Here is an 18,984-nt window from a genome sequence, read left to right as displayed (position 1 = left end):
GCTTGCTTGCTAAAAAAAGCCTACATTTTGTAAGGTCTCTCACACACAAATTTAGCTTTAGGAGCCTTACATGTCAGGCGAATATCAACAGCAATATAATGCCTTTAAACAAAACCCAGCCCAATTTTGGCTCGAACAAAGTAAAAACATTCCGTGGTATAACCCCCCCACAAAAGCACACACACAAGACGACGACGGGCTTTACCATTGGTTTAGTGACGGGCAATTAAACACCAGTTTTTTAGCGCTAGACCAACACGTTATTGCCGGATTTGGCGAGCAAACTGCACTGATTTACGACTCCCCAGTCACTAATACAAAGCAAACTTATAGCTACTCACAACTACAACAAGAAGTGGCTAAATTTGCAGGCGTAATACAATCTTTAGGTGTTACAAAAGGCGATCGCGTTGTTATTTATATGCCAATGATCCCACAGGCGGTTATTGGTATGTTGGCGTGCGCTCGCCTTGGTGCTATTCATTCGGTGGTATTCGGTGGGTTTGCTGCACACGAATTGGCTGTACGCATTGATGATGCCAAGCCCAAACTTATACTTAGCGCCTCATGCGGTGTTGAAGTAAACAGCGTTATTGAATACAAACCACTTATTGATAACGCAATAGATTTAGCTACGCACAAAGTAGAACACTGCGTTATTTATCAGCGTCCACAAGTAACCGCCACTCTTAAGCCTAAACGAGACATAGATTGGACTCAGGCAATGCAAATGGCTGCAAGCGCAGATCCGGTGCCTGTAAATGGAGATGATCCGCTTTATATTTTATATACCTCGGGTACTACAGGCACACCCAAAGGCGTAGTGCGCGAAAATGGCGGTCACGCAGTGGCAATGCAATATAGCATGGCAACCGTTTATGGTATGAACCCCGGCGACGTATTTTGGGCAGCGTCTGACATTGGCTGGGTAGTTGGGCACTCTTATATAGTTTACGCGCCGCTAATGTATCGCTGCGCGACCGTATTATATGAAGGTAAACCGGTTAAAACGCCCGATGCCAGTGTATTTTGGCGCGTGGTTGAAGAATATAAAGTAAATGCATTATTTAGTGCCCCCACCGCATTTAGAGCAATCAAAAAAGAAGACCCCAATGCCGATGGTTTTAATCAATACGATACTTCTAGCTTAAAACATTTGTTTTTAGCAGGCGAGCGATTAGACCCTCCCACTTACGAGTGGCTTAAAGAAAAAACCAAACTGTCAGTGCTCGATCATTGGTGGCAAACAGAAACCGGCTGGGCTATTGCTTGTAACCCTGTAGGGCTTGAGAACTTAGCAACAAAACCTGGCAGCTCTACCGTGCCTACTCCAGGATTTGATGTGCAAATATTGAATATGCATGGCGAGCAATGCGCACCAAACGAGCAAGGCGCCGTGGTAATTAAACTGCCACTTCCACCGGGTTGCCTACCAACAATTTGGCAAGATACCCCGCGTTTTAAAGCAAGCTACCTAAGTGAATACGAAGGCTATTATTTATCTGGCGATGGTGGTTATATTGATGAAGACGGCTACCTATTTATTATGGGCAGAACCGACGACGTTATAAATGTAGCAGGGCATAGGCTTTCTACCGGCGAAATGGAAGAGATAGTAGCCGCGCACCCTGCTGTTGCCGAATGCGCTGTTTTTGGTGTGAACGATCCCCTCAAAGGGCAACTCCCTATGGGAATGATCGTGCTTAAAAATGATTTTATGGGCTCAAGTACCGACGTAGAAAAAGCGCTTGTTTTAAGTGTTCGTAATCAAATTGGCGCTATTGCGTGCCTTAAAAATATAGTTAGCGTAGATAGGTTGCCCAAAACACGCTCGGGTAAAATACTGCGTAAAAATTTGCGCCAATTGGTTGATGGCGAAGAGCTACAAATACCTTCAACCATAGATGATGCCAGTATCTTTGAAGAAATAAACCAACAACTAACACAAAGATAAGCCCAACCAACCTATCTAAAGCCATTTTTATAATGGCTTTTTATTTCACCCTTATATTTGATCCTTTTACATAAGTTTAGGTTTAGGTTTAGGTTTAAGTTTTAATTTAACCAATAACTGAAATTTTTTACGGCTTAATGCTTTCTTCTTTTAATAGCGTTATTAATTTAATCAATTTTAAAAGGAATGGTGTATGCCCCGCTTGCTACAAAAACTATTAACCACAGCCCTATTATTTATAGGCTTTGCCACACAAGCCTATGAAATAGAAGACTTAGGAGATGGCTTACACCGCTTTATAGACGACAGACACCGCTCAGTCTTTTTAATCACTCCTGAGGGCGCAATTGTTACCGACCCGCTTAATAAAAAAGCCGCCACATGGTTAAGCGAGCAAATTAAAACTCGCTTTAACGTACCGGTAAAATATGTAATTTATAGCCATAATCACAGCGATCATATTTACGGAGCCGAGGTATTTAAAAGCCCGCACACCACCTTTGTAGCGCATAAACTCGCTGCACAAGATATTAAAAACACACAAATGAAAACAGTAACGCCCAGCCTTACTTTTGATGACGAGCTACTGCTTACTCTTGGTGATTCCACAGTAAAGCTTAACTACCATGGTCCAAACGATGGTCGTGGTTCGGTCAGTATATTATTCGAAAAGCAAAAAACGTTGTTTGTAGTTGATTGGATTGTTATTGGCAGAATGCCGTGGCAAAAACTGTGGAGTTACGATATTCAAGGCATGATTAATTCAACCCAAGCGGTACTCAAATACGACTTTAATACATTCGTAGGCGGACATGCCGATATTGGCAGCAAGGCAAATGTAGCGCGTTACTTAAGTTATTTAGAGCTTTTGTATAGCCAAGTAACAGCAGGCGTTTTAGCCGGTAATACGCTTGACGAAATTAAGCACAATGTAAAATTAGACCAATTTAGTGACTTTAAGCAGTTTGATGCATGGTTACCACTTAACATAGAAGGTGTGTACGAGCGTTTAATGGAAGAGTCTGGTATGGGTTGGCGCAGCGATTTATAAGTTTTAGTCTAATAATCATTGGTATTGCCGTATTTAAGCAATACCAATGTATTCGTTAATTAGTTAAATAAGGTTATTACTGATCAAACCTTTTTAATCTATCCCAGTTACTTTAAGCAGTAATCTACATATAAACCGAGTAAGTAATACTCTAAAAGCTCGCTAACGTTTACTGTATCTAGCTCATCTACACAAAACCACGCTTTGGGAATAACCATGCTTTATAGGCTGGGTATATTTAGGGGATTTTTAAAGCTTCTTAGATTTACCAAGCATTCATAGGAATTTTTAAAGGTATTTGGCTACCATCTTCATTCTCTAAAAGTAATTGTAAAATCTCTCCAGACTCCTTGCGCATTAATTCTTTTGCTTCACTGGCAGGGCATCCCGGAATCTTACAGTTTTCTATAGAAATTATTTTTTGTCCAGCAACAATCCCAGCTTTTTCAGCGGGTGAATTAGGCTCTACTTTTTCAATAACAAATGATGTTACTTTCGGGCTAAAAAAGCCATCAGCCCCAACGTTCCCTACAACTCCAAGTTTCACTTCTTCTGCTGCCAAGGCATTAAAAGAAATAATTGTGATTAAAATAATTATGAATTTGAACATATGAATTAACACTCCATGTAAGTCTATCGTTAGTATTCTTTACTATTTATAGTTTTAACAAATTACTTAACACATTACTATCACTAAGTTTTTTATATTCTCAGCGTTAAATAAAATATTTTTGAATGTAAAAAAACCTAAGTATAAAAAAGCGTATTAACTAAAATCGACCACCACTTCATAACGCCCTGGCATATCGTTTACTTCGTATACCCAACCGTGTTGTTTTATTATTTTTTCGCTTAACTCTAATCCTAAACCGTAGCCAATATTGGCAGGCTTGTTTGTGTTATTAGTCGCATGTAGCGTATCAGTTTGTTCGCTGCTATTTACTATAATCACACGGCTACCTTGTTGAGTAACTCGCACTTGCCCTTGTTGCGTATGCTGATACGCATTACGTATTAAGTTAGTAAGCACAATGTGGCATGCGGTGGCTTCGGTATTAATAGTTGTACTTTGGTTATCGGTATTTATAAGTACATCAACTTGTTTTGAATTGAGTAAATAATCAAGTTCATTACTTAAGGTCGTTATTTTTTCGGCTAGGTTTACAGGCTCTGTTGCACTTTGCTGGCCGTCATTTCGGCTAAGCCACAATAACGTCTCGGTTAAATCGCTCATAGTTAGACCGGCGCGCTCTATCCGCTGCAGTGTAAGTTGTTGTTTATCACTTAGCGGGGATTTTTCGCTTAAGCGGTTAAGTAACTCAACGTTGCTACGAATAACCGAAATTGGCGTACGTAACTCGTGGCTCGCATAACTTAAAAAGCGCTGCTCTCGCTCAAGGCTCTCGTGAGCAGAAAGCAAGCTACTGCGTATTAGCGTTGCCAATGTATTTAGTTCGTTATAGGTAAAATCGGGCGGCGTGTTTTGTAAATTATTTTGATTTAACGACTTAGCCCAACCACGTAGCGATTCAACCGGCTTAGCTATTTTTTTCATTACCATAAATAAAAAGAAAGTAAATAAAGCAATTGCCGTAACCCCTGTTAACGCTATCCATGCCAACTTTTTTATAGGTTTATCGGGTGAGCTTTGTTTTTTAAGACGCTCTTTTTCAAGCATAATGCGTGATACGTAACGTGGCTCCCCTGCAGGGTTTTGAAAATACGCTACAAAATAGAGGTCTTCGGGCATTGAAAAAAACGATGGCTTTACTTTGCCTTTTTGTAGTACGCCTATCTCTGTAGGCTTTGTAAAGCGTTGCTGAATTTCGCTCGGCATGTCTTCCCAGCGACTCGCTATTTTAAAGCCAATCATTTCTGTAGGCTGTCCGTTTTTAACCTCAGTAGATTGCGAAAGCGCATGCATTACGCCATTTAAACCTCGGTCTAAGCCATCAATAAAATAATTAACACTTAAAAACGAAAAGCCTATTGCCATTAATGAACTTAAAAGCACCATGGTGGCAAAAAAATACAACCTCAAACTGGGTCTAATTTTCATGCTTGTGTCTCATTTTTTAATTTTAGCGCAAACCCTATACTGGGTATTGTTTCTAGTACGGCTTGGCAATGAGCCTGCTCTAGCTGTTTACGCAAATGATGAATATGCACTTTCAAGCTATTGCTGTCTGGCTGCTCGTCTCCCCATATTGCTTGCATAATTACCTGTCGGGTTACAGGTTTTTGCTGCTCTCGTACAAGCACTTCTAATAACTTAAAAGTAATGGGTGATAACTTTAAACTGTGCTCTGCCACTGTTGCTGTATGCGCGGTTAAATTAAGTGTTAAGTTAGCAAATGCAAGTCGCTTTACCTCACCACTTTTACGCTTTGCTAATACTTGAACCCGCGCTACGAGCTCTTTCATGGCAAATGGTTTTACTAAATAATCGTCACTACCGGCTGCAAACCCCTCAAGCTTATTGTCGAGGCTATCGCGCGCTGTCAGCATTAATACTGGTGTATCAATGCCTTGCTCACGCAATGTGTTACACATGGTTAAACCGTCCATTTTTGGCATGTTTACATCTAATATAATCATTTGATATTGATTACGTTCTATTAAATTTAAACCCATTACGCCATTGCTTGCATGGTCACACTCTATTGACTCAATTTCGAGATAATCAACAATGGTGGTTGCCAAATCTATGTCGTCTTCAACCAGTAGTACGTTTATCATTAAGAGGCTGTTTCCTGCGTTTTATTTTTAGCACCTAGCGATTTTAGCACAGCATCAATACCGCGCTTAGCATCGGTTTGAATCATCAATAATGCCGGTATAAGTATTAAGGTAATAACCGTGGCAAACAAAATACCGTAGCCAAGTGATGCAGCCGCAGGGATTAAAAACTGCGCCTGCATTGAGGTTTCACTAAGTAGCGGCACTAAGCCTGCATACGTCGTAATTGAGGTAAGTAACACTGCACGTAAGCGGCTCGTACACGACTCAACAATGGCATCGTGCGTGCTCATGCCCTCTTCTTTTACTAGTTCGTTAAAGCGCGAAACAAGTAATAAGCTGTCGTTTACAACTACACCACTGAGCGCCAAAATACCATTTAATGACAATATACTAATGGTTAAGTCGTTCCACCAATGCCCTAAAATAGCGCCCACAATGCCAAACGGAATTGCTACCATAATCAACATAGGTTGAATGTACGATTTAAGCGGAATAGCCAGCAACACATAAATAACTAATAAAGCAGCTACAAACATAGTGCTCATTGAGCTGGTGGTTTCGCTTTGTTGCTCTGCCTCTCCTGCAAAATACACACTTAAGTTAGGAAATTGCTGTGTTAACTCAGGGATTAAGTCGCGCTTTAAGTTAGCAACTAACTCGTTTGGAGCAATCACGTTTTTATCCACTTGGGCGCTTAAATAAATTGCACGAAGTCCATCAATGCGGGTTATTTCATCTTGCTGATATTCACTGCTTACGGTGGCTACGTTAACTAAAGGGACAACCGTGCCATCAGGCAGGCGAATACGCGACTGCATTATATCGGCAGGTGTTTTACGAGCATTTTCAGGGTAACGTACACGTACTTTAACTTCGTCTTTATTACGCTGGTAGCGCTGTACAATTGCGCCACCAAAGGCTTGCAGTACTTGCTTTGATAAACTGGCTGTATCCATGCCAAGTGCACGCCCTTGTGCATTTAGAGTAAATTTGAGCTGGGGCTGACCTGGGTTTAAGTTGTCGTCTATTCCGTTAACGCCTGCGGTGTTTTGTAGGCGTTCTTTAAATAGTGCGCCCGTTGCCATTACAGTTTCGTCGTCCCACGCTTTAAGCTCAACTTTAAAGTTATCGACCATCTTACGCGTGGCTAATATTTGTAATTTTTTACTGCCCTCAAGGCTACCTGCTAAGCGCTGCCACTCTTGAGCAAATTCGCTTGCTGTAAAAGCGCCTTCGTTTAATAGCTCAACACTTACTTCACCGCTGGTGTCGCTGCTACTAACAACTTGAAGGCTGGTTATTTCGCTTTTGTCAGAACTCAACTTAGTCATTAAGTTTTGCTCAGCTTGTAATGCACTTTGCTCAAGCGTTAGTAAATTTGTATTTGTTTGCCCATAAGCTGCATCGTTTTGCATAACTAAATTGGCTGTTACGGTATCGCCTGCAATACTTGGGAAAAAGCCTACTTTAACTGTGCCAGTCATCGGCATGCCAATAACTAATATAAAAAAGGCGATAAACGCAGCCACTACGGCGTATCTAAAGCGCAGTGAAAATTCAATAACCTTGCAGTAAATGTTTTTGCTAAACCAGCTTAAGCCGCTATCAGCACCATGTTGTATTTTTGACCACAGACCTCCTAAGCCTTTTTTAACTTGGCGTTTAGTACTTATGTGGGCTAAATGTGATGGTAAAATAAGATTTGATTCAACTACCGAAAGCAGTAAACAAATAGTTACTACGGTAGCAAATTGAGAGTAAATTTTACCTAAATTACCTGACACATTCGAAAGCGCTACAAACGCAGCTACCGTGGTTAACACCCCAAATATTGTTGGCACAGCAACCTTCATGGTGCCTAAAACTGTATTATTTAATGTATCGCCATGTTTTTTACGTGTGGTGTAAATACTCTCGCCTACAACAACAGCATCGTCTACCACTATGCCCAGCGCCATGATAAAGCCAAATGTGGTCATTTCGTTTATCGTCAGTGCAGTATAGCCATCGGTCATAAAATAAAGCGTACCAAAAAACACAAATGGCAAGCCACCAGCAACCCACAGTGCTACGCGTACATTTAAAAATATGGCAAGTATTACAAACACCATAATAATACCGGTCACCGCGTTTTTAGTAAGTAGTGATAAACGCTCAGTGATCATGGTACTTTTGTCGTTCCAGCTTTCAAGCTCTACGTTTTGAGGTAATAAACCACTTTCATGCCACGTTTTTATTACATTATTAGCTTGCTCAACAATAGTAGCTATATCGCTGTTATCGCCCATTAAAATTTCAATGCCTACGGCATTTTGTTGATTATAACGACTTAATGAGTTGCTATCTTCGGCAAATGAGTCGGTAACGGTTGCTACATCGCTTAACTTAATTTGTGTGCCTGATGCAGTACTCAACAATACAATATTGGCAAAGTCGCGCTGCCAGTAAGCTTGGTCGGCGGCTTTTAAGCGTATAATTTTACTGCTATCGCGCAAACTAGTCGAAAGCGGGCTTGATGACTCATTATTAATGACCTCACTTACATCACTAATAGTTAAGCCATAAGCTTGTAATTTACCTTCATCGATTTCAATGGACATCATCGGGTCGAGCACACCCGATTGCTCTACGTCACTAATACCTGATTGCGCTAATAAATCGGCTTTAAGTTTTTCACCCAGGCTTTGTAATGTATGGCGATCGGCATCCCCAAAAAGTTGCAGCGTTAATGCATGATCTTGCCTACGAGCTTTATCTATAACAGGTTGCTCAGCATCTGCGGGAAAGTTATTAATAGCGTCAACTTGGTTTTTCACATCAACAAGTAACTCATCGAGTGAGTAATCGGTACTTTTTTCAATGCTTACATGGCTGCCGCTTGCATCAGATGTAGAGGTAATACGTTTAATACCCGACACGGTTTCGAGCGCTTCTTCAATTTTTAATGCTATTCCTTCTTCGGCTTGCAATGCATCGCCACTGTCGTAAACCACCGATACCGAAATAGTATCAGGCTCTAAACTCGGAAAAGCCTCTTTGCGTAAAGTCGTAAGCGACATAATACCCATTACAATCACACTAACTAACAATAAGTTAGCGGCAACAGAGTTATTTGCAAACCAATTAATAATACCGTGCAGCAGGTTATTATTACTGGGGAATTGAGGTGTTTGATGAGGGCTCATTATTGTATCTCCTCAACTATTGGATTTACTTTCATGTCGTTTAAGTAACTAACAAGTGGGCGCGCCACTACTTTTAAATTACTAACACCTTCTATTGGTGAAATGTATACGTAATCTCCACGCTCAAATACTTTATTGGCTTGAGTGCTTACTAAGTTATTTTGATCATTTACGTACCAAATTAAGCCATCTTGCGATACCGCTGAAGCAGGCAATTCAATTACGTTGCTTAATTGTTTACCGGCAATTTCAACCGCTAAAAATGTGCCAGGCAGTAACGGCGTCACTTGCTCGAATGGTTTATCTAGGGCAACAATTACACTGCGCTGGCGAGAGCTTTCGTCTAGGTGTTGTTCAAAACGCTCAATGTAACCACTCCATTTAGTATTGGTGGTTACATCACTTAAAATAACATCGCCTGATTTATTATTTGCTAGGTTTTGCCACTGGCTTAATGAAAGCGGTACTGTTACTTCTACTTTGTCAGTGCTGTTTAGCGTGGCAAGCGTATCGCCAATACTCACATAAGTACCCAAATCTATATCGCGCGATAAAATAACAGCGTCAAATGGTGCACTTAGCTGGGTGTTATTTACATCACGCTGTGCGGTTTTAAGTGCATATTGGGCATTATCAAATGTGGCTTGTGCGGCCTCTAGCTGAAGCGTTCTAAATACCAGTGGCGAGCTAGGTGCTTGTGTTACCCCTGAACGTTCCCACTCTCGCTTTGCTTGATTGCCTAAATCTTGCTCTTCTTGCAGTGCTAGTTTTGCATCAGCCAATGTTGCTTTTGCGCTAGCTAGAGCTTGTAAGTATTCGGTGTCATCAATTTGTGCAAACACCTGCCCTTTAGTTATTAAGTTACCGGTCGCAAATTGCTCGCTCATACTGGTTACTTCGCCTTTAACTTGTGCTCTTAAGCTAAGTGACCAATGCGCTTTAGCTTCACCGTGGCCGCTAACATAAGCCTTATAAGTACTCGGAGCTGCATTAATTACCGATACATTTGGGGCAATAGCTTTAATAGCGACAGGTTTTGGACTATTTGCTTTTTCAGCCATTTTTTGACCGTTATACACAATAGCAAGCCCTATACAAACAATAGCAACAAGCGTTACAACAACCGGTGTTGGCGAAATTTTCATGACGATACTCCAAGGCCCAAAGCCAGGCCTAAATCTATGCGGTTAGTTAAAAGGGTGTAGTTTATTTGGCTAAGCTGGGCTTGCAGGTCGTATACCTTTTGTTGCACTGTTAACAAATCTAAAATATCAACCAAACCTTGTTGATACTTACTTTGATAGTTACTAAAGCTGCGTTTAGCGCTGGCAAGTGCACTGCTAATTTGTAGTTGCTGCTCGGTTAATGATTGCTCCTGTCCGAGGGCATTTTCTACTTCGTTTACCGCACTTAGCAGCGTATCTTGGTACTGCCAAAACGCTTGCTCGGCATTTAATTTTGCAATATCAACTTGCGCACGCAATGCTCCACCTTCAAATAAAGGGGTACTTAAACTGCCTAATAAACTCCAAACTGGGCTGGTTAATAATGATTGGCTTGGCGTGCTTGCAAAATCACTCAGTGATGCCGAAAGCGAAATACTCGGAAGTAGCTCTTTGTACGATACATCAACCAAGTAATGCTTTGCTTGAATGTTGTAATAGGCACTTTGTAAGTCAGGTCGGCGCGCTAAATCTTGCTCTGGTAATGAACTTAATGGCTCAATAACACTTGGCAAGGTTAATGTGCTTGGCAGGTTTTGAAGTTTATCAGTACCTACAATTAGCATTAAAGCACGCTTTGCTTTTGCTATTTGTTCTTGGTAATCGGCAATGGTTGCGCGAGTAGATGCCGTGCTAGTACGGGCGGTATCAAGCGCTTCTAAATCACCTAATCCATATTGGTAGCGCTCTACAATACTTTGTTCATTATTTTGTAAAACAACTAAACGTTGCTGCTCTATATCGAGCAAATTTTGCTGTAAAATAATATTTAAATAAGTACGAATAACACTTGCAACTAACGCATCTTTTGCACCTTGATAAGTGGCTTGGTTACTGGCAATAGTCATATCTTGCGCGGCTACGTTGTCAGAAATTTTTTGCCATATATCGGCTTCCCAGCTTATACCTACTGATGAGCTGTATTGCGTGCCTTCTGTTTCACTGCGCTGCGCGTCAAACCCTACATCTACACTAAACCACTGACTTGCTGCGGTTACAGCACGCTGCTCATAAGCTAGTTTTAATGCAACATGCACTTGATTAAATGATGGGTTATTAGCAATAGCTTGCTCAATAAGTGAATCAAGCCCTTCAATACTCACCAAATCGGTAATGTAATTTACTTTCTGTGCGTTACTTTGCGTGTACTGCCAGTTTGTATGTTGCTTTAGCGATTGCTCGGTGCTATTACCTGTATAGCTTGGCTGGCTACTACACGCAGCAAGCGTACAGCTAAGTGCAAGCAATAAAACCGTTGAGCGCTTTTTAAAATGAACCATTTAACTGTGCCTAATTTACATCATTACATATAGTTTATTAGAGCAAGGGTTAAGGACGGGTTAAAAGGGGTTAACTAAAAACCTCAGTGAAATATTGTTCACCGAGGTAGATAATATTAAAGTGCACGTGAGTAGCTTAGCGATATAAAATCAAGGCCTGGATTGGGCTTTTTAATACCAGCGTTTGAATAATGAAAAGACTCGCTATGCTGTTCCCTATCGCCAAACTTCATAGCTATGCCAATGCGGTCTTCAAACTGGTAATGTGTAGTTATGTTTTTTCCCGCAAATTTAGTGCCGTCTAATAGGCTTAAACCAATACCAAACTCGGCAAAAACACGGTTACCTGCAATGCTACCAATAATAATTAAGCTACCTAAATAGCGCGCGTAGTTAAGTTTGTTTTCGCCAAGGGCTGTTGAAATAGTCGCTGTTGCAGCAATACCTTACTCAACTTGTACGCCTAAAACCACCTGAAAAATAGCAATACTAAACGCCACTACGGCTAATGGGTCCGCGCCTAATTCAGCAATAAAAATGCTATCGATTAATTGACTTCCCATAATAGAAAACAAGCCAACTAACATAGGTCAAATTTGCTTAAATAAATGCTTTAAAAGTAATGATGTATTATGGCTCATCAGGCAGGCTCACTCTAAACTTAAAAAATTAAACGAGATAAAAAACAGAAAAAAAGGCGCTTATAGTAAGCGCCACAGGAAAAGTCACAATGAATAAGCCGCTAGTGTATTTACACAACTAACTATTGATAATATAGTTTTTTAAACAATCAGTTTATTGAAAAATTTGATAATGAATATTGCCCATTTAAATTTGTTTGTCAGAATCGCAACAACACACAATATTAGCTTAGCAGGCAAGGAGTTAGGTTTATCTGCTGCGGTTTCTAGTGCCCAAATGAATAAGCTAGAAGAAGCCCTAGGCGTTAAACTTATGCACCGTACAACACGTAAAGTATCGTTAACTGAAGAAGGCCAAGCCTTTTTACCTCACGCCGAAGAAGTACTTGCTAATGTAGAAATGGCGCGTGCATCGGTAGGTATAGGCAGTGTTACCCCACAAGGTAAGCTACGTATTACTGCACCAGCCTCATTTGGGCGTATGCATATTATTCCTGCGCTAGAGGGCTTTATTGAGCAATACCCCGACCTAACAATTGATTTACGCCTAAGCGATAGCATTATTGATATGGTTGGCGGCGGGTTTGATATAGCAATACGCGACGCTGCTCTCAATGATTCAACCCTTATAGCCCGAAAAATCGCCCGCGATAAACGCTTAATTTGCGCATCGCCTAAGTACCTTGCAAAACACGGCACACCTAAAACGCCACAAGATCTAAAAAATCATACCTGTGTTAATTTACATGGTTTAACTACGTGGTCGTTTATTACACCGCAGGGCACACAAAGCATTAAAACTAATAATGTATTACAAGCCGACAACGGTGAAGCAGTGCGCGACGCGTGCGTGCATGGCTTAGGTATTACGTTAATGTCGAGCTGGTGTGCCTATAAAAAATTACAAAGCGGCGAACTGATACAAATTTTACAAGACTACCCTCTTGCATCAGACACCGCTATTTGGAGTGTTTACCCAAGTTCGCGCTTATTAGCGCCAAAAGTAAGGGCCTTTATAGACTACTTTAGTGGCTACTTTGGTGACGATCCCTACTGGGAAAAAATATAATTATTTAACCGTGAAATATAAAAGCACAAATCTAGGTTTATGCTTTTTGTATTTTGCGTTTTAATTTCAAGGTTTTAAATAAAACCGTTACTTACTGGTTAAACGCTTGTAGATGATGTCTTTTAGTACTGCACGATCATGCTTTAACTGATGCATTGCTTCGTCATCAATTGGCGCTTTTTCAAGTTCTAACTCGCGAATTTGCGTATCAAGTAGGTTGTATTTTTCAACTTGCAGTGCAAATTCTACATCACTTTTTATAAGCGATGTGTTTGTGTACTGTGGGAATTCGTTAGCTATTGAGTGGTTTTGCCTAACATAATTGTTCTCCTTTGTTTTAATAGGTAACCCCTTGGGCATATAAAAATAGTAGCAACTAACCTATATTTTCATAATACCCATTTTAATAAACTTACTTTATTGAATAATTTGATAATAGCTTGATATAAACTAACGCTACGTTGGTTTTTTAGCTCTCCAGACGTTATCGGTCGCTCTTAGGTTTTCGCTATCTATACTCATTACTTGCTCAAGATGCTGATGATGCTAATACGCCGATATATAACTTTCTTGCTCGTTGCGATTTTTATAAAGATCAGGCATTACATGGGCATCTTTTTGTTTAAACAAACGCTGTAAGCGGTAAGCCTCGTAGGGCTCTCCCCCTAATGCTTCTAAAGCGGCTTCGCGGGTGTATGCACTAATTACTATTTTAAGCCGCGGAAAATGCTTTTTAGCCAGCTCAGCCAAGTGTTTGGCTTGTTCCGTATTGCTCATGGCAATTACCAATAACTCTGCCGATGCTGCCCACGCTGCATGAAGTAAATCTAAACGAGTAGCATCGCCATAATAAACTTCAAAGCCGAGTTTTCTGAGGTTAGCGAACTGGTAAATATGTATGCTCAAACTGCACGCAATGCTCTAGAAGCAGGCTTTGATGGTGTGGAGCTTCATTATGCTAACGGCTATTTAGTTAATCAGTTTATTTCTGAGTATACTAATAACTGTAGCGATCAATACGGTGGAACACTTACTAATCGCCTGCAATTTTTAAAAGAAATAGTTGAAGCGGTAAGTGATATTGTAGGCGCAAACCGTTTAGGAGTACGCTTTGCTCCTTTATTTGAAAGCACAGATGAAACACGAGTGTACTTGGACTTGTTAAATCACCCCCTCATCAAACTTATATCCAGGCCGTTAAATTACTTGAGCAAGCAAGTATTGCTTACTTATCGATTGCTGAAGCTGATTGGGATAATGATCCAGATTTACCAGAGCGTATAGCGAAAAATTGGACACTTAACGAAGCTGATGTAGCCACTATGTATGGCGGTACTGAAGTGGGTTATAGCAATTATCATTTTCATCAAAAGTAATTAATCTGCAAAGCCAAGAAAGGCTTAATTACTAATTTCGTATCCATTTTTTGTGACGCGACTAATCATTTTGGTATATTAAAACGTTCTTAAAACCGTCAAAAACAAGGTATTATGTCAAGAACCGTAAGTAAAATGTAAAAAGCTGTAAGCATAGCTCCGTTTACTGTTGTATGTCAGTTAACATTCAGTTTGAGCCGCTAGTATTGAACCCAGTTATGTAAAAACATAAACGAGGCAATACTATGAAACTTACTTTTTTACTACCTGCACTGCTCGCTATTGGCGCAGTATCAGGCTCTGCGCTTGGAGCACAAAACGAGCGAGAGAATGATAAAAGCTTTAAACGCGACCACGACAAACGTGTTGAATATAAACGCGATGAACGCCGCCACGAAAAAAAGCAGCGTATTGAGCATAAAAAAGAAAAACGAGAAGACCGTAAGCAGGAAAAACGTAAACTTGCTAAGTACAAGCAGGAAAAGCGTGAACAACACAACTATAACCAGCGCAAATATAACTATTTAACAAACCATCATAATTCAGTCGCTTACAAAAAAAATCGATTTATAAACCATTTACCACGCAGTAGCGCATCAATCAGATTTAATGGTATTTCGTTTACGTTTAACGACGGCCTTTATTACCGAAAAGCTAAAAGAGGCTACCATGTTGTTAAACCACCTAGAGGCCTGCGTATAAATACGCTACCAAGAAATTATAGGCATTTTAAACACCATAATACGACTTACTACACTTATCAAAATGTATACTACATTGCGGATAACGATGGTTATACGGTGGTTGATGAGCCATCAACTCGCCTTAATCAGGCAATAAAAGTGGGCAATGTGAATGACTATAGCTTGGGCCAAACTTACGACTCACTGCCTCAGGCTGCACAGGCCGTAATTATTAACTCGCAGCAGTATTTTAAATACGGCGATATTTATTTTTTACCGCAAGTAAGCGGCGATGAAATAAAATATTTAGCTATAAATTTAGGTTAAGAACCCCTCACAACAAAAGGGCAAGCTGCTTTATGCATCTTGCTCTTTTGACATTAGGTCAGCCATTCTTTGATTCATTTCTTGATCTGTTAAATCTTCTTTGTGCGTACCTATGGTCCACATATGGCCATATGGGTCTTTTAAAGTGCCCGCTCTATCACCATAAAATTGATCGTGCACTGGGCGTATTTGCGTGGCACCTAGCTCTATGGCTTTATTAAAAACTGCGTCTACATCTTCAACGTACAGCATTAAACTTATCGGTGTGCCGCCAAGCTCACTTGGGCTTTTAAAAAACTCATCTGAGCATGAATCTGAAATCATAATATGGGAGTCGCCAATAATAATTTCAGCATGTGCAATACCGCCTTCAGGTAAAGGCATTTGCATAACAAGTTGTGCATCAAATGCATCACAATAAAAGCAAATGGCTTGCTGAGCGCCATCAATAATTAAATAAGGTGTTATTGAACTAAACCCTTTTGGTATTGCTGAAACTGCCATAATATTCTCCTTTACTTACGCGGTGATTTTCAATATTTAATTAACTAAATATGCGTTTAATTGCCCCTAAATTTAAGCTTAGCTCATACGAAAAATTGCGTTACTTTTCGAGGTTTAAACGCTGATGCCAAGCTGCGATAATATCATCAGGGTACTCTTCAAACTGCTTATCTCCTTTATTTATGGATGCATTTACCCAATTTGCTTTACTACCAAGCATCAAATGAGTGCGCTCTGGCGGTATGGGAAACTCACTATCTATTGCACCAGCAAAGGGGTGAACTTGCTCAGGCCAACGTGCATCGTATAACCACAAGTTAGCACTACAATGCTTATAAAAATGACGCTCTGTAGGGCTGATTTTATCGCCTATTTTTGCATGATAAATAGTTATGTGTTCACGCCCTGTGACTTCAAGTGTGCTGTATTGCGCGTTCAGTTAATAACAAACCCACCGCTCCCTGCGGTTTCACGGCATATAGAGCAATAGCATAAATTGTAAGGATAAGGGTGTTTTGAGTTAACCGTAAATTTCACTTTGCCACAGTGACAAGCGCCATTGAGCTTCATAATAAATCCAGTTTTATTGCTGGTTTGAATTAATACCTTAGCTAGGTGCGCTAAAAAAAACACAACAATTAATGCTGTGGTTTTTTAATTATTGAGCTTACTAACGTTTCCAGTATCTTGAATTACGCAATGTACTTATAAATTTATCGGCCGAGTGTGCCTCTAAATCTATCCAACCATCATCTGCTTTTCCATCAAGACCTGCCGCTTTAAATAAAGGCTTAGCCTCTTGTGTGTAGCCTATAAATTTCATATGTGCATACGCATCATTTACAAAATCTTTAGCTTCTGCAATAGCAGCAAGTTTTTCAGCACCCTCTTGAGTCGCCAGGACCATTACCGCATCGTACAATACCGAAGGGCCACCATTAATTACTTGGTCCGCTGCTATATGCTTACCTTTACTACAACATGCACCGCCAACTTGCGCTGCAATAATTTCAAAGTTTGCGCCTTCGGCTTCAAGTTCATTTACAACTGAATCAAAAATATCTGCGTCAAAGCCATCGCTTACTAAAATACCTAACTTGCGACCTTTAAAGGTGTTAGGCGCATTTTTTAAAATACTAAGCGCATCTGAAGTAGGTAAATCGTCACGAGTTGGCATAGCAGCTTCAGCTGGGTCTGGCATTTCTTGCAAGCCAAGTCCTTCTGCAACTTTATTTGCGAGAGTTTCGTCAATATTTAATAAATGCGATACCAAACGCTCTCGTATTGGTAAGTGCTCAACTTTAGAAAGCTCAAACACGTACGCAGATTGTATATGCGCCTGCTCAACGTCTGTTTGGCTTAAATAGAACTGACGTGCTTGGCTGTAGTGATCGCTGAATGTTTCTGAGCGATAACGCAGTTTATCACCGCCACTTACCTCAGGTTCCTTTGAGCTTTTAAAGCCATGTGCAGGGCATTCGCGCGGGTTATTTTCACCGCCGCTCCACGAGTTTGGTTCGTAATTTACACGCCCTTTTGGATTTTGCATTGCCATGTGGCCATCTTGCTGAAAATGACGCATTGGGCATTTTGGAGCATTGACCGGAATATGCGTAAAGTTAGGGCCACCTAAACGCTTAGTTTGAGTATCTAAGTATGAAAAGTTACGACCTTGCAGTAGCGGGTCGGGTGTAAAATCAAGCCCTGGTACAATGTTTTGAGTACAAAATGCGACTTGCTCTGTTTCTGCAAAAAAGTTGTCTACAACACGGTCAAGCACCATACGGCCAACAATTTTCACTGGTACTTGCTCTTCAGGTATAAGCTTGGTGGCATCAAAAACATCAAATTCAAATTCATCAGCAAATTGCTGATCAAACACCTGCACACCTAGCTCCCACTCAGGGAAGTCGCCGTTGCCAATAGATTCCCACATATCTCTGCGATGAAAATCAGGGTCCGCGCCGTTAAGCTTAAGTGCCTCGTTCCATACTACCGATTGCATACCGCCTTTTGGTTTCCAGTGAAACTTAACAAATTTCTCATCGCCCTTGGCATTAATAAATTTAAAGGTATGAACGCCAAAGCCTTCCATAAAGCGTAAAGAACGCGGAATAGCCCTATCAGACATCGCCCACATAACCATATGCATTGACTCAGGCGATAAACTCACAAAATCCCAAAAGTTATCATGTGCTGTTTGCGCTTGGGGGAAACCACGATCTGGCTCGGCTTTAACTGAATGAACTAAGTCTGGAAACTTCATTGCATCCTGAATAAAGAATACCGGTATATTGTTACCCACTAAATCCCAGTTTCCTTCTTGGGTATAAAATTTCACCGCAAAACCACGTACATCACGTGCTAAATCTGGAGACCCTTTATTGCCCGCAACTGTAGAGAAACGAGTAAATACTGGGGTTTTTTCACCTTTTCGCTGAAAAATATCTGCACAGGTTAAATCTTCAAGCGTGTCGTAAGTTTCAAAATATCCGTGTGCACCATAGCCTCTAGCGTGCACTACTCGCTCAGGAATGCGTTCATGATCAAAGTGAAAGATCTTCTCGCGCATTATGTGATCTTCTAACAATCCTGGGCCACGCTTTCCTGCACGTAATGAGTTTTGATCGTCACTTACAGGGCAGCCCTGCGCGGTGGTCATGGTAGGGTGTTCATCCGACGCTTTTTGATGCAATTCACCGCCATGCCCTTTATGACCTGAGTATTTAAATGATTCAGCCATGTTTAGTCCTTCATACAGTTTGATTTAATGGGTCAATAGTTTTTATGAGCTTTAAAGCTAAAAGCGATTATGCAAATGCAAAATAAAGACCATTCATCCAACCTAGTAAAAAAGGGCTGTACAGATAAAAATGTAGTATTTGAAGTGGTTTATAAAAGAAAAGGTTACATAGGTATGTAACTTTTTCACACAAAAAAGGGCACTTT

15 protein-coding genes and 2 pseudogenes are annotated in these 18,984 nt (G+C 40.6%); 5 read left to right on the top strand and 12 right to left on the bottom strand.

Going from position 1 to position 18,984, the window contains the following annotated elements:
* The first annotated feature begins 70 nt into the window (after positions 1 to 70).
* Together V6260_RS04990 and V6260_RS04985 are read left to right on the top strand one after the other, a co-directional pair.
* Positions 71 to 1,954: a propionyl-CoA synthetase gene (locus V6260_RS04990; protein ID WP_341592962.1), complete on the top strand. Its 1,884-nt coding sequence runs from the start codon at positions 71 to 73 to the stop codon at positions 1,952 to 1,954.
* A gap of 193 nt (positions 1,955 to 2,147) precedes the next feature.
* Positions 2,148 to 3,005 carry an MBL fold metallo-hydrolase gene (locus V6260_RS04985; protein WP_341592961.1) on the top strand — a complete coding sequence of 286 codons (858 nt, stop codon included), beginning with the start codon at positions 2,148 to 2,150 and terminating at the stop codon, positions 3,003 to 3,005.
* A 265-nt stretch (positions 3,006 to 3,270) separates the two neighbouring features.
* On the opposite strand, the gene V6260_RS04980 is transcribed toward V6260_RS04985, so the two are convergent.
* From V6260_RS04980 to V6260_RS04950, 7 genes are all read right to left on the bottom strand, one after another.
* Complete coding sequence (locus V6260_RS04980; RefSeq protein WP_341592960.1) at positions 3,271 to 3,615, bottom strand: PDZ domain-containing protein; 345 nt, start codon at positions 3,613 to 3,615, stop codon at positions 3,271 to 3,273.
* Positions 3,616 to 3,771: 156 nt separating this feature from the next.
* On the bottom strand, positions 3,772 to 5,064 hold the full coding sequence (locus V6260_RS04975; protein ID WP_341592959.1) for a HAMP domain-containing sensor histidine kinase: 1,293 nt from the start codon (positions 5,062 to 5,064) through the stop codon (positions 3,772 to 3,774).
* Positions 5,061 to 5,744, bottom strand: coding sequence for a response regulator transcription factor (locus tag V6260_RS04970; protein WP_341592958.1), 684 nt, complete (start codon positions 5,742 to 5,744; stop codon positions 5,061 to 5,063). Before V6260_RS04970 ends, V6260_RS04975 begins: the two co-directional genes overlap by 4 nt.
* Positions 5,744 to 8,932: an efflux RND transporter permease subunit gene (locus tag V6260_RS04965; protein WP_341592957.1), complete on the bottom strand. Its 3,189-nt coding sequence runs from the start codon at positions 8,930 to 8,932 to the stop codon at positions 5,744 to 5,746. Before V6260_RS04965 ends, V6260_RS04970 begins: the two co-directional genes overlap by 1 nt.
* A complete protein-coding gene (locus V6260_RS04960; protein WP_341592956.1) occupies positions 8,932 to 10,077 on the bottom strand; it encodes an efflux RND transporter periplasmic adaptor subunit in 1,146 nt (381 codons plus the stop codon). The genes V6260_RS04965 and V6260_RS04960 overlap by 1 nt, the downstream gene beginning before the upstream one ends.
* Positions 10,074 to 11,435: a TolC family protein gene (locus V6260_RS04955; RefSeq protein ID WP_341592955.1), complete on the bottom strand. Its 1,362-nt coding sequence runs from the start codon at positions 11,433 to 11,435 to the stop codon at positions 10,074 to 10,076. Before V6260_RS04955 ends, V6260_RS04960 begins: the two co-directional genes overlap by 4 nt.
* Positions 11,436 to 11,551: 116 nt before the next feature.
* Positions 11,552 to 11,788, bottom strand: coding sequence for an acyloxyacyl hydrolase (locus V6260_RS04950; protein ID WP_341593073.1), 237 nt, complete (start codon positions 11,786 to 11,788; stop codon positions 11,552 to 11,554).
* Positions 11,789 to 12,248: 460 nt separating this feature from the next.
* On the opposite strand from V6260_RS04950, the gene V6260_RS04945 reads away from it, so the two are divergent.
* Positions 12,249 to 13,145 carry a LysR family transcriptional regulator gene (locus tag V6260_RS04945; protein WP_341592954.1) on the top strand — a complete coding sequence of 299 codons (897 nt, stop codon included), beginning with the start codon at positions 12,249 to 12,251 and terminating at the stop codon, positions 13,143 to 13,145.
* 87 nt (positions 13,146 to 13,232) lie between these two features.
* Here V6260_RS04945 and V6260_RS04940 read toward each other — a convergent pair whose 3' ends face one another.
* Both V6260_RS04940 and V6260_RS04935 read right to left on the bottom strand, forming a co-directional pair.
* Positions 13,233 to 13,505: a YdcH family protein gene (locus V6260_RS04940; RefSeq protein ID WP_341592953.1), complete on the bottom strand. Its 273-nt coding sequence runs from the start codon at positions 13,503 to 13,505 to the stop codon at positions 13,233 to 13,235.
* A 186-nt stretch (positions 13,506 to 13,691) separates the two neighbouring features.
* Complete coding sequence (locus tag V6260_RS04935; protein ID WP_341592952.1) at positions 13,692 to 14,051, bottom strand: NAD-binding protein; 360 nt, start codon at positions 14,049 to 14,051, stop codon at positions 13,692 to 13,694.
* Here V6260_RS04935 and V6260_RS04930 point away from each other — a divergent pair.
* Together V6260_RS04930 and V6260_RS04925 are read left to right on the top strand one after the other, a co-directional pair.
* Positions 14,016 to 14,521, top strand: a pseudogene (locus V6260_RS04930) (alkene reductase); the annotation flags it as partial. The gene V6260_RS04935 and the pseudogene V6260_RS04930 sit on opposite strands and share 36 nt — an antisense overlap.
* Before the next feature lie 245 nt (positions 14,522 to 14,766).
* A complete protein-coding gene (locus V6260_RS04925) occupies positions 14,767 to 15,531 on the top strand; it encodes a DUF6515 family protein (protein ID WP_341592951.1) in 765 nt (254 codons plus the stop codon).
* 30 nt (positions 15,532 to 15,561) lie between these two features.
* On the opposite strand, the gene V6260_RS04920 is transcribed toward V6260_RS04925, so the two are convergent.
* The 3 genes and pseudogenes from V6260_RS04920 to V6260_RS04910 form a co-directional block, all read right to left on the bottom strand.
* Positions 15,562 to 16,035, bottom strand: a complete 474-nt coding sequence (locus tag V6260_RS04920; protein ID WP_341592950.1) for a VOC family protein — start codon at positions 16,033 to 16,035, stop codon at positions 15,562 to 15,564.
* A 100-nt stretch (positions 16,036 to 16,135) separates the two neighbouring features.
* Positions 16,136 to 16,605: pseudogene (locus V6260_RS04915) on the bottom strand (GFA family protein).
* A 100-nt stretch (positions 16,606 to 16,705) separates the two neighbouring features.
* A complete protein-coding gene (locus V6260_RS04910) occupies positions 16,706 to 18,778 on the bottom strand; it encodes a catalase (RefSeq protein ID WP_341592949.1) in 2,073 nt (690 codons plus the stop codon).
* Positions 18,779 to 18,984 lie beyond the last annotated feature (206 nt).

Origin of the sequence: Pseudoalteromonas aliena, from assembly GCF_038155085.1 — a bacterium.
GTDB lineage: Bacteria > Pseudomonadota > Gammaproteobacteria > Enterobacterales > Alteromonadaceae > Pseudoalteromonas > Pseudoalteromonas aliena_A.
Note: the sequence above shows the minus strand (reverse complement) of the source record. Positions and strands in the feature narration are given on the sequence as shown.

Bases quoted from the DNA above. Each gene is read 5' to 3' on its own strand.
- V6260_RS04990 (WP_341592962.1), top strand. From the start codon at position 71: ATGTCAGGCGAATATCAACAGCAATATAATGCCTTTAAACAAAACCCA.
- V6260_RS04985 (WP_341592961.1), top strand. From the start codon at position 2,148: ATGCCCCGCTTGCTACAAAAACTATTAACCACAGCCCTATTATTTATA.
- V6260_RS04980 (WP_341592960.1), bottom strand. From the start codon at position 3,615: ATGTTCAAATTCATAATTATTTTAATCACAATTATTTCTTTTAATGCC.
- V6260_RS04975 (WP_341592959.1), bottom strand. From the start codon at position 5,064: ATGAAAATTAGACCCAGTTTGAGGTTGTATTTTTTTGCCACCATGGTG.
- V6260_RS04970 (WP_341592958.1), bottom strand. From the start codon at position 5,744: ATGATAAACGTACTACTGGTTGAAGACGACATAGATTTGGCAACCACC.
- V6260_RS04965 (WP_341592957.1), bottom strand. From the start codon at position 8,932: ATGAGCCCTCATCAAACACCTCAATTCCCCAGTAATAATAACCTGCTG.
- V6260_RS04960 (WP_341592956.1), bottom strand. From the start codon at position 10,077: ATGAAAATTTCGCCAACACCGGTTGTTGTAACGCTTGTTGCTATTGTT.
- V6260_RS04955 (WP_341592955.1), bottom strand. From the start codon at position 11,435: ATGGTTCATTTTAAAAAGCGCTCAACGGTTTTATTGCTTGCACTTAGC.
- V6260_RS04945 (WP_341592954.1), top strand. From the start codon at position 12,249: ATGAATATTGCCCATTTAAATTTGTTTGTCAGAATCGCAACAACACAC.
- V6260_RS04940 (WP_341592953.1), bottom strand. From the start codon at position 13,505: ATGCCCAAGGGGTTACCTATTAAAACAAAGGAGAACAATTATGTTAGG.
- V6260_RS04925 (WP_341592951.1), top strand. From the start codon at position 14,767: ATGAAACTTACTTTTTTACTACCTGCACTGCTCGCTATTGGCGCAGTA.
- V6260_RS04920 (WP_341592950.1), bottom strand. From the start codon at position 16,035: ATGGCAGTTTCAGCAATACCAAAAGGGTTTAGTTCAATAACACCTTAT.
- V6260_RS04910 (WP_341592949.1), bottom strand. From the start codon at position 18,778: ATGGCTGAATCATTTAAATACTCAGGTCATAAAGGGCATGGCGGTGAA.